Source organism: Streptomyces sp. NPDC004111 (assembly GCF_042874215.1).
Classification (GTDB): domain Bacteria; phylum Actinomycetota; class Actinomycetes; order Streptomycetales; family Streptomycetaceae; genus Streptomyces.
This window is the reverse complement of record NZ_JBIAMU010000003.1, coordinates 238,762-252,847: the sequence shown is the minus strand read 5'-3', so window position 1 is coordinate 252,847 and position 14,086 is coordinate 238,762. Positions and strand designations below refer to the sequence as shown.

General features: G+C 71.5%; 11 protein-coding genes. 8 read left to right on the top strand and 3 right to left on the bottom strand.

Features of this window, described 5'->3' with window-relative positions:
* Positions 1–68: 68 nt before the first annotated feature.
* Positions 69–1,586 carry an MFS transporter gene (locus ACFYVL_RS08140; protein WP_389242022.1) on the bottom strand — a complete coding sequence of 506 codons (1,518 nt, stop codon included), beginning with the start codon at positions 1,584–1,586 and terminating at the stop codon, positions 69–71.
* A 226-nt stretch (positions 1,587–1,812) separates the two neighbouring features.
* On the opposite strand from ACFYVL_RS08140, the gene ACFYVL_RS08135 reads away from it, so the two are divergent.
* Together ACFYVL_RS08135 and ACFYVL_RS08130 are read left to right on the top strand one after the other, a co-directional pair.
* On the top strand, positions 1,813–4,503 hold the full coding sequence (locus ACFYVL_RS08135) for an AAA family ATPase (RefSeq protein WP_389242021.1): 2,691 nt from the start codon (positions 1,813–1,815) through the stop codon (positions 4,501–4,503).
* Between the two features lie 322 nt (positions 4,504–4,825).
* Complete coding sequence (locus ACFYVL_RS08130; RefSeq protein WP_389242020.1) at positions 4,826–6,889, top strand: phosphocholine-specific phospholipase C; 2,064 nt, start codon at positions 4,826–4,828, stop codon at positions 6,887–6,889.
* 121 nt (positions 6,890–7,010) lie between these two features.
* Here ACFYVL_RS08130 and ACFYVL_RS08125 read toward each other — a convergent pair whose 3' ends face one another.
* Both ACFYVL_RS08125 and ACFYVL_RS08120 read right to left on the bottom strand, forming a co-directional pair.
* The gene (locus ACFYVL_RS08125; RefSeq protein WP_389242019.1) at positions 7,011–7,751 is read right to left on the bottom strand and encodes a FadR/GntR family transcriptional regulator; all 741 of its coding nucleotides are present in this window, start codon (positions 7,749–7,751) and stop codon (positions 7,011–7,013) included.
* Positions 7,752–7,952: 201 nt separating this feature from the next.
* On the bottom strand, positions 7,953–9,215 hold the full coding sequence (locus ACFYVL_RS08120; protein ID WP_389242018.1) for a haloacid dehalogenase-like hydrolase: 1,263 nt from the start codon (positions 9,213–9,215) through the stop codon (positions 7,953–7,955).
* Between the two features lie 123 nt (positions 9,216–9,338).
* Between ACFYVL_RS08120 and ACFYVL_RS08115 the strand changes: the two genes are divergently transcribed.
* The 6 genes from ACFYVL_RS08115 (at position 9,339) to ACFYVL_RS08090 (ending at position 13,904) form a co-directional block, all read left to right on the top strand.
* Entirely contained in the window at positions 9,339–9,932 is a 594-nt protein-coding gene (locus ACFYVL_RS08115) for a TetR/AcrR family transcriptional regulator (protein WP_389242017.1), read from the top strand.
* Complete coding sequence (locus tag ACFYVL_RS08110) at positions 9,929–10,687, top strand: GAP family protein (protein ID WP_389242016.1); 759 nt, start codon at positions 9,929–9,931, stop codon at positions 10,685–10,687. Before ACFYVL_RS08115 ends, ACFYVL_RS08110 begins: the two co-directional genes overlap by 4 nt.
* A gap of 241 nt (positions 10,688–10,928) precedes the next feature.
* Positions 10,929–11,255: a WhiB family transcriptional regulator gene (locus tag ACFYVL_RS08105; RefSeq protein ID WP_389242015.1), complete on the top strand. Its 327-nt coding sequence runs from the start codon at positions 10,929–10,931 to the stop codon at positions 11,253–11,255.
* A gap of 213 nt (positions 11,256–11,468) precedes the next feature.
* A complete protein-coding gene (locus tag ACFYVL_RS08100; RefSeq protein ID WP_389242014.1) occupies positions 11,469–12,191 on the top strand; it encodes an ANTAR domain-containing protein in 723 nt (240 codons plus the stop codon).
* A 63-nt stretch (positions 12,192–12,254) separates the two neighbouring features.
* Positions 12,255–13,010, top strand: coding sequence for an ANTAR domain-containing protein (locus tag ACFYVL_RS08095; protein WP_389242013.1), 756 nt, complete (start codon positions 12,255–12,257; stop codon positions 13,008–13,010).
* A gap of 108 nt (positions 13,011–13,118) precedes the next feature.
* On the top strand, positions 13,119–13,904 hold the full coding sequence (locus tag ACFYVL_RS08090) for a hypothetical protein (protein WP_389242012.1): 786 nt from the start codon (positions 13,119–13,121) through the stop codon (positions 13,902–13,904).
* Positions 13,905–14,086 lie beyond the last annotated feature (182 nt).

Genomic DNA, 14,086 nt, shown 5'->3' with positions numbered 1-14,086 from the left:
TGGTTTCGCGGGTCGCTTTCTGGGGGCTGCGAGATTCTGGGGCCTGCGAGTTTCTGGGGTCTGCGAGTTCAGTGCGTGCCCGTGGTGGCCGTGGCCGGGTGTGGCCGGACGGCAGGGACGAGCGAGAGGGCGAGGGCGATGAGGACGAGTGCCGCCTCGCCGAGGAACGCTGCGCTGAACGAGATGTCTCCGTGGGTCCCAGAGGCGCCGATGGCGATCCCGGCGAGAGCGGCGAGCCCGACCGCGCCGCCCAACTGCTGCGCCGCGTTGATCAGCCCGCTGAGCAGGCCCGACTCGCCCTCGGCGCTGTCACGCACCCCCATCGCGGTGGCGTTGACGAGTCCGAGTCCGAGTCCGGAGCCGATCAGCAGGAACGCGCCGAGCAGGCTGAGCGAGAAGCCGCTGGCCGTCGGGTCGAGCACCAGCCACAGGAAGCCGGCGAGGAGTACGGCGAGGGAGACCGGGAGCGCACGCGTCAGCCCGATGCGCCGCGCCAGCAGCGGTGCGGCGACGCTGCCCACGATGATCGTTCCGGCGATGGGAAGCTGCGCAGTCCCGGTGGCCAGGGGACTCATCCCGAGCACGTCCTGCTGGTACTGGGGCAGGAAGAAGAACAGGCCGGTGAGCGTGGCGCCGAGCAGCAGCACCACCAGGTTCGCCGTGACCACCGGCTTCCTGCGGAAGACGCCGAGCGGCACCAGGGGGTGCGCGGACCGGCGTTCGGCGTGCACGAACGCGGCCAGGGACGTGAGGCCGACCCCGAGGCCGAGGAGCGTGCCGGGTGCGGCCCATCCGGCTTCGGAGGCGGAGACCGTACCGAGCGCCAGGGCGCAGACGCCGACGGTGATGGTGAGTGCGCCGATCACGTCGAACCTGCCGGGCTCCAGGGAACTGCCCGCACGGCCGGAGGCGGTGGGCTTGTGGACCCTGGCGGTACGGCCGGGTACCGCGGGCCCGGGGGAGAGGGCAGCCTCTCGGGTCCGGCCGGGGGCCGACGGCAGCGAACGCCACACGACCAGTGCTCCGACGATGCCGAACGGAACCGGTGCCAGGAACACCGACTGCCAGCCCAGCGTCGCGGTCAGCGTGCCCCCGAGGAAGACACCCACGAGACTGCCGAGGCCCGCCACCGCACCCCAGATGCCCATCGCACGGGTACGTTCCGCGGGCGACGGCCAGAGGGCGAGTACGAGGGAGAGCGCGGCCGGCATCACCGCCGCGGCCCCGAGCCCCTGCCCCACCCGCCCGACGATCAGCAGCGTGCCGCTGGTCGCCAGCGCGCAGAACGCCGATGCCGCGAGGTAGACGCCCATTCCGGCCAGGAACACCCGGCGGCCCCCGAGCACGTCGGCGATCCGGCCCCCGAGCAGCAGCAGACCGGCGAACGTCACCAGGTAGCTGTCCACGACGACCGTGAGTTCGGCGGCGGACAGCCCGAGACCGGTGCGGATCGCCGACCCGGCGAGGTTCACCATGGCGCTGTCCAGAATCACCAGGAACACCGCGGTGGCCACACCGGCCATCGCCACGCCGCGTGGCGGGGGCCTGCGGGTGAGTAAAGCCGTGGGGGCGTTCTCGTCGCTCATCGTCTCGTCCTTCCGAAGGGGGCTTCCAGCTGCTTCGGCCTCCGAAGGCCTGTGCAGGGGCCTGCGGGCGGTGTCCGTTGCGGTTCCGCGCGGCGCATGCCCTGACGATCCCGTGGACCGGTCCTTCTTCGCGTCGGTGAGAATCACCTACGTATGCCGTTGCGCGTCGGGCCGTTGACGGTGAACGGACGGACACCTGGACGGCAGCACCGTTAGGGTTCCGATCATGTCCACGACGCCTGCCCGCTCGCTCCTCGGCCGGCACGACGAGATCACTCGTCTCCTCGACCTGGTCGGTGCCGCGGAACAGGGCCGGGGCGGTGTGCTCGTCCTGCGCGGTGAACCCGGCATGGGCAAGACCGCGTTGCTGGATCACGTCGAGCGTGCGGCGCCCAAGGAGTTCCAGGTGATCCGCGCGTCCGGTGCGGAGTTCGAGGGTGAACTGCCCTTCGCGGCGCTGCACCAGCTGTGCGTGCCGGTACTGGCGCACCTGGAATCGCTCGCGCCCGCCTACCGCGAGTCCCTGCTCGTCGCGTTCGGGCTGTCCGACGGCACACCGGACACGTTCCGCGTCGGCCTTGCCGCGCTCCAGCTGCTGGCGACCGCCGCGGCGCAGCGGCCGGTGCTGTGCCTCGTCGACGACGCGCACTGGATGGACGCCGCGTCCGCGGCGGCGCTAACCTTCCTGGCGAGGCGCGTCGCGGCCGAACCGATCGCGATGGTGATCGCGGCCCGCGACTCCGGCACACTCCGCGGACTGGACGAACTGCCGGGGCTGACGGTCGACGGCCTGAGCGACGCGCACGCGCGCGCGTTGCTGGCCGAGGAGAAGGCCGTGACGCTCGACGAGCGGGTGCGGGATCGCCTGCTCGCCGAGGCACGCGGCAACCCGCTGGCGCTCATCGAGCTGCCGAAGGCGGGCGGCTTCGCGCTGCCGGCACCGTCCCCCGTCGCGAGCCGGATCGAGCGGAGCTTCCGGGCCAGGATGGCGGAACTGCCCCTGGACGCACGGCTGCTGATCGTACTCGCGAGCGCCGACCCCACCGGCGACCCGGGGCTGCTGTGGCCCGCCGCGCGACTGCTGGGCCTCGGCGTGCCGGCCGCGAGCGCCGCCGCCGAGGCGTCCGGGCTGGTGCGGTTCGGCACCCGTACGAGGTTCTGCCACCCACTGGCACGCTCGGCGGCCTACCGTGCGGCCGAGCCGAAGCAGCGCCGGGCGGCACACCGGGCACTGGCCGGCACCACCGATCCCGTCGCCGCCCCGGACCGGCGGGCCTGGCACCGCGCACAAGCCACCTCGGGCCCGGACGAACGGGTCGCCGCGGAGCTGGAGTCGTCGGCGACCCGGGCACAGGCACGCGGGGGCGTGTCCGCCAGTGCCGCCTTCCTCGAACGTGCGGCGGAACTCTCGCTCGACCCCGGCAAACAGACCGGACGCACGCTCGCCGCCGCGCGGGCCACCCTCGCGGCCGGGCGGGCGGACGCCGCGGGCGAGCTGCTGACCGGCATCAACGCCGAGTCGCTCGACGAGCTCCAGCACGCGTCCCTCGACCTCCTGCGCGGGCAGATCGCCTTCGCCCAGGGCGCGGACGGCGTCGTGCGCGGACCGGAACTCATCCTGCGGGCCGCGCGGCGGCTCGCGGACAGCGATCCGGCGCGCGCACGCGCGTACTTCGTGGCGGCGCTGGAGATGGGCCTCGTCGTGGGTCGGGCAGCGGGAGTGATGGACCGGGTGCTCGAAGCCGCCCGGACGGCACCGCCGGTCCCGGGCGCACCGGACCTCCTCGACGCGCTGGTGCTGCTCAGCAGCGAGGGGCACCGTGCCGGGGCACCGGCACTGCGGCGGGTACTCGTCGGCGACGCGGCCGACGGCACCGCCGGATGGGCCGGGACGCCCGCGCTGGCCACGGTCGTCGCGGGCGAGCTGTGGGACCTGGACCTGCACGCGGAGATCGTCGAATGGCTCGTGGGCACCGGACGGGACACGGGATCACCGATGATCATCCGGCTCGGTCTGTCCCAGCTCACCCTGTCCGCGGTGTTCACCGGCGACTTCGGGCGGGCGATGGCCACGATCGCCGAGGAGGAAGCGCTCGCGGACGCCGTCGGCGACCCGCCGCAGCTCTACCCGAGAGTGCACCTGGCGGCGTGGCGTGGCCGCCGCCGGGAGGTGCTCGACCTGTTCACCGAAGTGACGAACCGGCCCGGCGGGCAGCTGACCGGCAACGCCCACTGGGCGACGGCCGTGCTGCACAACGGCCTGGCCGACTACCCGGCCGCGCTGGCCGCAGCGAGACGGGCGGTGGCGGGCGGCGACCTGTTCCTCACCGGCATCGCACTGCCCGAACTGGTGGAGGCCGCGGTCCGCTGCGGCGAGAGCGCCGCCGCACGGTCGGCGCTGGAGTCCCTGGTCGAGCGTACGGAGCCCGCGGGAACCCGATTCGCCCTCGGCGTGGCCGCAGGGGCGCGGGCCCTGGTCAGCGAGGCGGAGGACGACCACCAGGAGGCACTTGAGCACCTGAGGAACACCTCACTGGTCCCGCACCTGGCGCGGGCGCACCTGCGGTACGGAGAGTGGCTGCGCCGCGCGGGCCGCCGACGCGACGCGCGCGCACACCTGCGCACCGCGCACGAGCAGCTCGCGGAAACCGGACTGGAGGCGTTCGCCCGGCGGGCCGCGGACGAACTGCGCGCGACCGGGGAAGTGGCCCGCAGCCGCTCCGGGCACACCTACGACCGTCTGACCATGCAGGAGACGCACATCGCACGCCAGGTCGCGGCGGGCGCGACGACGAAGGAGGTGGCCGGGCGCCTGTTCCTCAGCCCGCGCACGGTGGACGCCCACCTGCGGAACATCTTCCGCAAGCTCGAAATCACCTCCCGCAGACAGCTCAGGGACCTGCCCGACCTAGGGTGACGCGGCCCGCGCGTCACCCGCTCCGCGGAAACGCCGACCGGCACCGAACCTCCGGAACCAGGCACCGAACCTCGGGAACCCGGCGCCGAACCTCCGTAATTCCGCGTCGACGCGCACCTTGACGGCCCCGAAGACGCCGTGACTAAATGTGGCCACGCGCTGAAGGTATGCCCTTAATACCTTAATTGCCTCTTCTTGACGTGCACGTGCCCCCTGATCTCGCGGGCTCCGCCGTTCCCTCCGGCCACCCGCCCGGACCTTCGCCCCGGGACAGTGCAGTGCGGCTGCGTGCCTCCCCCCTCTGAACGGAAGGCTGGAAACAGTGTCGATCGACCGCAGGAATTTCATCGGCGCGGCGACCGGAGCGGCGGTCGGAACGGTGGCGCTCACCAAACTGCCGCCCGGCGAACCCAGCGAGGCCGTGCGGGAGAAGGCCGCCGCCGAGGCGGCGGCAGGAAACATCACCGACGTGAAGCACATCGTCGTGATCATGCAGGAGAACCGCAGCTTCGATCACTACTTCGGAGTGCTGAACGGCGTCCGCGGCTTCGACGACAAGGCCACGATCCTGCTCTCCGGCGGGAAGTCCGTGTTCCACCAGCCGAACGGCGCCGGCCGTCAGTACCCGTGGAAGATGAATCCGGGGACCGGCGTCGAGATCAACTCCCAGTGCGACAGCGGTCTTGCCCACTCCTGGACGTCCATGCACGCGGCGTGGAACGGCGGCCGGATGGACAACTGGGTCACCGGCGTCGGCAGCGTCCGGGCCCTCGGCTACCTGCAGCGCCACGACATCGCCCTGCACTACGCCCTCGCGGACAACTACACCGTCTGCGACGCCTACCACGCCTCGTCCCTCACGGGTACGGGACCCAACCGGCTGCATCTGTGGACCGGCAAGAACACGGAGGCGACCAAGAACGGCGGCGACTTCCGCGGCCACAAACTCACCTGGAAGACCTACGCCGAGGAGCTCCAGGCCGCCGGGATCGACTGGAAGGTCTACCAGGTCACCGACCCGCTCACGCACGACGACCCCCGCAACTACGGCGACAACGCGCTGGAGTTCTTCGCGGCCTTTCGCGACCCGGCCCACGACCCGGGGTCGGGCGCCCTGTGGGACCGGGGCGTGAAGGGGGTCGACGACACCGTCCCCGGCACCGTCGCCGACAAGATCGTGGCCGCCGTGGCGAAGGACGTCCTCGCGGGAACCCTCCCGCAGATCAGCTGGATCGTCCCCGACTACGAGCACTCCGAGCACCCCATGGCGACCCCCGGAGCCGGCGCCCACTTCCTGCACCGCGTCCTCGACGCGCTCAACAAGAACGCCGACGTGCTGAACTCCACCGTCGTCTTCCTCAACTACGACGAGAACGACGGCTACTACGACCACGTGCCGCCGCCCGTCCCGCCCGCGGAGTACACCGACGAGTACTTCGGGGGAGTGCCGCTCGGCATGGGGTTCCGGGTCCCCATGATCGTCGTCTCCCCGTGGTCCAAGGGCGGCTGGGTGGACTCGCAGGTGTACGACCACACCTCGGTCATCAAGTTCATGGAGGTCTGGTCCCGGGCCATCGGCAAGCCCGCCACCTGCACCAACATCACCCCCTGGCGGCGAAAGGTCGCCGGAGACCTCACCGGCGCCTTCGACTTCTCCACGAGGAGCAACGGCCTGCCGAGCCTGCCCGCCACCCAGCACATCGGGGTCTCGGTGTGCAGCGGCAAGCCCAATCCGTCGCCGACGACGAACGCCCAGCCCGCCCAGGAGCCCGGAACACGGCGGGCCCGCGCCCTCCCGTACCAGCCCGCAGGCCATCTCGACGGGCACACGATCGACGGCGGCACCATGAAGGTCTACGTGAAGATGCTGAACGAGGGCGCGCCCGCCTCCCGTGCGGCGCACTTCGCCGCGTACGCGAACGCGCACCGCGGCGGCGGCCCGTGGCAGTACACGATCGACGCGAACGCCTCCACACGGGACTTCTTCAACTGCGGTGCGGGGTACGGCGACGGCAAGTACGACCTCACCCTCATCGGGCCGAACCGCTTCCTGCGCCGGTTCAGGGGAGATCTCACCAAGGCGGGCCGCGACGTCGCCGTGAGCACCTCGTACCGGGTCGAGGCAGGCACCGGCAAGCTCGCCCTCTGGTTCAGGATGACCAACAACTCCCGGCAGCAGGTCACCTTCACCGTCAGGTCCACGCGCTACCGCAGCGGGACCTGGACCTACGACGTGCCCGCGGGAGGTTCCACGGAGGACTTCTTCAACCAGGTCCAGCAGTGCGACGGCTGGTACGACTTCGACCTCACCATCAGCGGCGACACGACCTGGCACCAGCGCTTCACCGGCCACCTGGAGACCGGATCGCCCAGCATCACCGGCTGACCCGGGACCTGGAGGGGAGCGGGCACCCACCGGGGAACCCGCTTCCTTTTCCGGGGTTCGGACATCCGGCTTCCCGGGGGTACGGAGATCCGGCTTCCCGGGGGCCTGGTCATCCGGCCTCTCAGCCCAGGAAACCCCGGAGCAGGGCCGCCGTGCCGGCGACGTGGTCCTCCATGACCGAGCGGGCGGTCCGCGCGTCCCCGCGCAGGATGGCCAGCAGGATGTCGTTGTGCTGCTCGTGCGAGTGCTCGATGTTGCGCTCCATCAGCGGGATGGCGTTGAGGAGGTCGTTCAGCCGCAGGCGCGTCTCCGCCACGCTCGCGTACAGCGACGGGGAACCGCTCATCTCGGCGATGGCGAGATGGAACCGGGAATCCATCAGACGGTACGTCGTGGCATCGGCGGAGCGGACGTCCTCCAGCCGCGCCTGGAGGAACTGGCGGTCCTTCGCCGCAAGGGCACGTTCGGCGGTCAGGGCCGCGGCGCCCGGCTCGATGACCCGACGGAACGCGAGCGCGTCCGACAGTTCGGCCCCCATGCTCTCCGCGATCCGCCGCACTTCGCCCTCGCTCGGCTCCGCAGGGCTGTACGTCACGAAGGTGCCGCCGTAACGACCGCGCCGGGGCTCGACGTAACCGGCTTGCTGGAGTGCCCGGATCGCCTCGCGCAACGTCACCCGGCTGATGCCCAGCTGCGCCGCGAGGTCGCGCTCCGGCGGCAGCGTCTCGCCCTGCGCGATGAACCCCAGCTTGATGGCGCACAGGAGCCGTTCGACGGTCTCCTCGAAGGTGTTCCCGCCCCGCACCGGGCGGAAGACGACACCGTGGGTCGCACGGTCGTCGGCCGTGAGCGGCTGGCTCATGACTCCTCCTTTGCCCGGGTCTGCCCGAGGTGGGGCGAACGCCCGGGGTGTGGCTGCCCCAGCCTAGCGCTTATGGGCTGGACATAGGTCCATTAGGGCCGTATTTGCGCGCCTTGCCGCTTATGGGGCCCGGTATGCGGACGGGCGCCGGCCGTACGACCGGCCCACCGTCCGCATACCGGCGGAGCAGTCCCACCGTGGTCAGAAGACCGTGTCCTCCTGGTCGGGGACGACCGTGCCGTCCGCGCCGAGGACGGGTGCCTTGGTCCCGTCGGGGCGGACGTAGCCGGCCGTCGAGCACGGGTAGGGGGTGGCGAGACGGGGTTTGGGGTCGATGAACATGGGGTTGACCAGCCACTTGCCGTCGCCGTTGTGGTACGAGCGGCACATCAGCTCGGTCTTGTTCCGGTTGAGGACCAGGCGCATTTTCGTCGCGTCGCCGACGAAGGTGACGTCCGTGTCGGAGTCACCGGCGCCGAAGACCTGGCGCCGGGCGGCGGGCTGCTGCTCGAAGGCGGCCCTGCCCTTCACGCCGAGGATGTTCTGGTTGACGAAGCAGCGCTTGCCCTCGATGTAGGGGATCACCGAACTCTTCGCCGCGTTCCCGCAGTCGGCGAGCTGCGGGGTGAGCCGTCCGCGGGCCTCCTTGCTCCGTACACCGATGACCTTCTGCGGGGCGAGTCCGACACCCTCGGCCCAGACCTCCACCACGGGCTGGGCGGAGGCGGAGACGATGCGCACGTCGAATCCGGCCCTGACGAGCGTCGCGATCAGGTTCCTCTGCTGCGGGTAGTAGCGGGCCCAGCCGGTCACCCGCTGGGTGCCCACCCGCTGCTCGGCGCCCTGTGGGGCCGCGAGGTTCTCCGCACGGGCCTGCCGCGCGAACCGCTTGGCCTCCTGATGGGTGTAGCCGGAGAGCAGTTGGGCTGCCAAGGCGTAGGACGGCTCCATACGGCGGTGGTCGAAGCCCGCGAAGGCGGTCGCGCCCGCCGTCGTCCCGCCCTTGCTGTACACCGAGAGGATTTCGTCCGCACACCGCGAGTCGGTCCCGGTGGGCAGAGGGCGCCCCGGGGCGGCGGAACGACCGCACGCCGCCTTCAGCGCCCGCGCCGCCTCCGGCGTGAGGTACTGGCTGGTGGTGGTCCAGTCGCCGCGGGCGGGCTGACGGATCTTGCCGTTGCGCAGCATCCAGAACGTCGTGGCGTCGCCCACGTCGTTCTTGATCACGGTGTTGTCCCAGTCGAACAGGGCCAGCGGCCGGTGCTTGGCACCCCTGGTGGCCCTGCAGGATCCGTTGTCGTCGATGAAGCGCTGGAGTACCGCGCGGTTGCTGCCGTACCAGCCGAGGTCCTTGGCGAGTTCGGGACAGTTCCGCGGGGGTGCGGCCGAGCTGGGGCTGACGGTGACGCAGGCGGTGGACGCGACGAGGGCGGCCGTCACGGCGATCGCACGAACTGTCTTCATGTCTCTTGCCTTCAGTCTGGTGCGGACGGAGTGAGGACAGAGACTCTCACTCTGAAGGTATGAAGGCCAGACCTACGGGTTTGCCGCCTCGACGTTCAAAAAATATTGCGATAATATTTTTCCATGACGTTACACGAAGACGCCGACACGAGACGAGGCCAGGTCGCCTCCGCGCTGATGAGCGTGGTCGCCGACAAGGGACTGGCGCGGACCACTCTTGCTGACGTGGCGCGGACGGCGGGCGTGTCCGTGGGACTCGTCCAGCGCTATTTCCGCTCGAAGGACGAACTGCTGAGGTTCGGGATCGCCTACGTCTACCGACGGAGCGAGGAGCGCATCGCGGCGATCCCCGTCGAGGCACCGGTCCGGAAGTTCGTCGTGCGGCTGATGGAGACGTCCCTGCCGCTGACCTCCGAGCGGCGTGCCGAACTGCGAGTCTGGCTGAGCTTCGTGCAGGCGTCGCTCACCGACGCCGACATGGCCGCGATCCACCGGGACGCCACCGTGCGGCTCCTACGGGGCGTCGACGAGGCACTGCGTGGTGCGCAACGGGCCGGTGAACTCGGCGCGGACATCGACACCGAGGAGGAAGCGGCGGCACTGGTCGCCTTCGTGGACGGGCTGTGCCTGCACCACGCGGCGACCGGTGACGAGTTCGGCGCGTCCCGCATCGGCGCCGCGCTGGCCACGTACGTCGACCGGCTGTTCGACCGATGAGTGCGACGCTCGTGCTCGCGCTCGCCGGGCTGGCGCTGCTGGACAGCACCAGCTTCGGCACCCTGCTGATCCCGATCTGGCTGCTGCTCACCCCCGGGCGGGTGCGGGCCGGCCGGATGGCCGTCTACCTCACCACGGTCGCGGGGCTCTACTTCTGTCTGGGCGTCCTCCTGGTGCTGGGCGCCGATGCGGTGCTGCGAAGCGTCCGGGCGGCCCTCGCGGACGTCGACCCGACGCACTTTCGCGTCGGACAGCTCGTCCTCGGCCTGATCGTCATCGCCCTGAGCTACGTGCTGGAGGCCCGCGTCCGCAGCCGGTCGGGCACACCGGGCCGGATGCGGCGCTGGCGGGCGGCGGCCATGTCGGGGGCCGTGCCGGACGGCGGGGACGAGGGCGGCCGGGAGGCGCGGGGCGGCGGAGCGCGCGGGCTGATGAGCCTCGCGCTGGTGGCCACGGCGCTGGAGGCCGTCACGATGGTGCCCTACCTGGCGGCCCTGGGTCTGCTCGCGAACGCCGGCCAGAACTGGCAGGTCACCGGAGGGGCCTTGGCCGGCTACTGCATCGTGATGATCCTTCCGGCGGTCCTCCTCGGCGCGGTCCGGATCGCCGCGCACGACCGGGCCGAGCCCGTACTGCAGCGGATCAACGACTGGTTCACCCGCAACAGTGCCAAGGCGCTCGGCTGGTCCGTCGGGGGCATCGGCATCGGAATGGCCCTCAACGCCGCGGTCGCCCTCCTCTCACCACCCGCCTGAAACCCGTCAGAGGCGCCCTGGCGGGGTGTTCGGCGGCTGCCCGGCGTGGGCAATTCGGGAGGGCGGAGGGGTGCCGGGGGACCAGTGGGGCCTGGTCCGGTGGTGGGGTTGTCAAGGGCATGTTCACTCGAAGGGGTTGCCGGCGGGTGTCAGGTTTCCCTGTTTCCGGCCCGAGCTGCGTACCGTCCTTCAACTGACCACGCAACAGTGGCAGTTCGACCGGTATGGAGAGGGTTGATTCGTGGTGGCCGGGGCTGAGGGCGGGGACTGGGGTACGCGGGCGGCGTGCCGGACCGCTGATCCGGAGGAGCTGTTCGTCGAGGGCGCGGCACAGCAGCGCGCCAAGGCCGTCTGTGAGGGCTGTCCGGTGCGCACCCAGTGCCTGGCGTACGCGCTGGATCTGCGGATCGAGCACGGGGTGTGGGGCGGGATGACGGAGCGGGAACGGCGGGCGCTGCTGCGCCGGCGTCCGACCGTGGTGTCCTGGCGCTGCCTGCTGGAGGCGGCGCGCGCCGAGCACGACCGGCAGGCGGGCGCGGCGGGCCCCCGGTGGCGGACGGCGGGCTGACCCCGCCCCGGGGCACTCCGGCGCCTTCGGACCGTGCCGGGGGAGTGCGGCGCGGCCGACGCACCAGCACGCCTCCGCTTCCGTCCAACGACCCTTGACCTGCTGGGAAATATCGCCTTCCGGACCGGCTTCCCGCAGGCGCGTGCGGAGTTCGGCGGAAGGGCTGTCTTGCGGCGGGGCCCGGTTCTACGCTGGGTGCGAGGGCGGTCGCCGGTGAGGGGGCGGACGGTCCTGTGGGAGGCGTACATGCGGTTGTGCCCGTCGGTCCGGGAGTTCCTGGACGGTCTGAGTGTGCCGGCGTCCGAGGAGGAGCGCCGCCAGGCGGCGCTGGCGTGCGCGTCCGCTCTGGGCCTGGGTGGGATGGCGGTGTCGCTGGGGCAGGAACTGGTGTGGTTCAGCGACCGTACGAGTGCCCGTCTGGAGGATATGCAGTTCGTGCTCGGACAGGGGCCCGGACTGGGGGTGCCGGAGGGGTCCCGGTTGCGGGCGGTGCCGGATCTGGCCGCTCTGCTGGAGGGGCAGTGGCCGCAGTACGCCGCGGAGGCCGAGAAGCTGGGAGTGGCGGCGCTGTTCGTGTGGCCGGTGCACATCGGGGCCGCCCAGGTCGGGACGATGACCGGCTACCGGCGCACCCCCGGCCCGCTCGACGAACGGCAGGCGGCGCAGGGCTGGCTGGTCGCCGACGCCCTCGCCCAGCACGTCCTCAACCGGTGGCCCGCCAACAACGCGCCCGGTGCGGGCTACGGGCACGCGGGGGCGGTCGCACTGCACCGGGCCGAGGTCCACCAGGCCACCGGGATCCTCAGCGAGGCGCTGGGCATATCGCTGGCCGAGGCACTGGACCGGCTGCGCGCACGGGCCTACGCCAACGGCCGCTCCGTGGTGGAGACCGCCCTGCGCGTCATCGAGGAGAGGCTGCCGCACGGCAGCCCGTGAAACAGGTTCCGCACGCCCGGCCGCTCCTGCCGGGCCCGGAGGCAGAGAGGGACGTACCCGCCCATGACCAGGGAACAGCTGATCGCCCGCACCTTCGTGGAGCTGGCCGACACCCTGGTGGAGGACTTCGACGTGGTCGACTTCCTGCACCAGCTGACCGTCCGCTGCGAGGAACTCCTCGACGTCTCCGACGCCGCCGTCTTCCTCGCCCACCCCGGCCTGGACCTCCACAGCCCCGCCCCCTGCGACGCCGGCCCGAACCTCCAACGGCTGCTGGACGCCGCGTGCGAGCAGGGCCCCGCCCTCGACGCCCACCACAGCGCGCAAACCATCACCACCGACACCGACACCGACACCGGGCCCGCCGCCCGCTGGCCGGAGTTCACCGCCCAGCTCCACCGGGCCGGCTACGCGCAGGCCACCGCACTGCCGATGCGGCTGCGCGACGACACACTCGGCAGCCTCCTCCTGCTGCGCACCGACACCCCCGCACTCAACGCCGAGGACCTCTCGCTGGCCCAGGCCCTCGCCGACGCCGCGACCATCGGCCTCATCCAGGCGCGCGCCATCCGCGAGCAGCACGTCGTCAACACCCAGCTCCACACCGCGCTGCAGAGCCGCATCCTCATCGAGCAGGCCAAGGGCATCCTGGCCGTCCGCGCCCGCACCACCCTCAACCAGGCCTTCGAGGCCATGCGCCACCACGCCCGCCGCAACCAGCTCCTCCTGAGCCACGTCGCCCGGGAAGTCATCGACAACCACACCTTCCAGCCCACCACCCCGCCCGAAACCCGACGGCGCACCTCACCCGCGGAATAGCGCCGGGCACAACCGCCGGGCCGCGTCGCGCTGTCGGTGACGAAAGAGAGGGCCGGCCGTATCCATCGAAGGATGTGGGCCGGGTGCCCCCGGGGCGAGGCTGCGGGCATGTCTCTCACGCATGTGTCACCCTCCGTCAAGGAATCCGCCGACGTCCCCCGCGGTTCCGGGTTCCCCGGCCGTCACACCGGTGCGACCGCCCTCGTTCTCGGGTCGCTGGTGTGGCTGGCCGGGCTGGTGCTGCGGTATCTGGCCATGCGGTCGGCCGGGTTCACCCCGGCGCAGCTGACCTGGTTCGGCCAACAGCCTTTTCCCGCCCCGGGGCAGCTGGCCACGTACCAGGCGAGTCCCGCGCTGACGACGGCGGGCTACGGGTGTTTCGCCGCCGGGGCCATTCTGCTCTGCTTCGCTTTCGTCACCTTCGCGCAGGTCGTCGCCGTACGCTCCCCGAAGCTTGCCCTTGCGGGCGGTCTGCTCGTGGTGGTGGGTCTCTTCTCCCGGCTCTACTGGGCGGGGGTCGACCACACCGCCTTCCAGCTGATCGAGCCACTGGGGCTCGACCGGGCCACCCAGTTGGTGCTGGACGCCTACACGGACATCTCCTACGGCCCGCTGCGGGTGCCCATCACCGCTGCCTTCGGCCTGTACTTCGGGACGCTGCTGCTGTCGATCGGCGCGTTTCGGGCGGGCACGTTCGGCATGGGACGCACGCTGCTGTTCCTCGCCTCGGGGACGCTGTGGACGGGCGCGCTCAAGGAGAGCGGGGCGCTCGACATCGTCCTGGGCGGTCTGCTGTGCGTGGTGTTCGTGCCCTTGGGAGTCCGGGTGTTCCGCGGCGGGGAGCCGGGGGCGGCTGTGTCTGAGCGCGGGCCGTTGAGGATCATGAGTTGGTGAAGGATCCGTATCGAGAGCCGGAGCGCGGCGGCGCGCGCCTACGTCTGGCGCGCGGTTGGCTGCCGCCCGTCGTCGCGTTCGCCGCCGCCTTCCTCCCCGCGTCCCTCCCGGGTTCGTACGGAGCGCGCTGGCCGTGGCCGGCCGCTGTTCCGGCTCCCGTACAAGCCGCTGTGGTGGGTCTG

Coding starts and splice junctions, on each gene's coding strand:
- ACFYVL_RS08140 (WP_389242022.1), bottom strand. CDS start 1,586: ATGAGCGACGAGAACGCCCCCACGGCTTTACTCACCCGCAGGCCCCCG.
- ACFYVL_RS08135 (WP_389242021.1), top strand. CDS start 1,813: ATGTCCACGACGCCTGCCCGCTCGCTCCTCGGCCGGCACGACGAGATC.
- ACFYVL_RS08125 (WP_389242019.1), bottom strand. CDS start 7,751: ATGAGCCAGCCGCTCACGGCCGACGACCGTGCGACCCACGGTGTCGTC.
- ACFYVL_RS08120 (WP_389242018.1), bottom strand. CDS start 9,215: ATGAAGACAGTTCGTGCGATCGCCGTGACGGCCGCCCTCGTCGCGTCC.
- ACFYVL_RS08115 (WP_389242017.1), top strand. CDS start 9,339: ATGACGTTACACGAAGACGCCGACACGAGACGAGGCCAGGTCGCCTCC.
- ACFYVL_RS08110 (WP_389242016.1), top strand. CDS start 9,929: ATGAGTGCGACGCTCGTGCTCGCGCTCGCCGGGCTGGCGCTGCTGGAC.
- ACFYVL_RS08095 (WP_389242013.1), top strand. CDS start 12,255: ATGACCAGGGAACAGCTGATCGCCCGCACCTTCGTGGAGCTGGCCGAC.
- ACFYVL_RS08090 (WP_389242012.1), top strand. CDS start 13,119: ATGTCTCTCACGCATGTGTCACCCTCCGTCAAGGAATCCGCCGACGTC.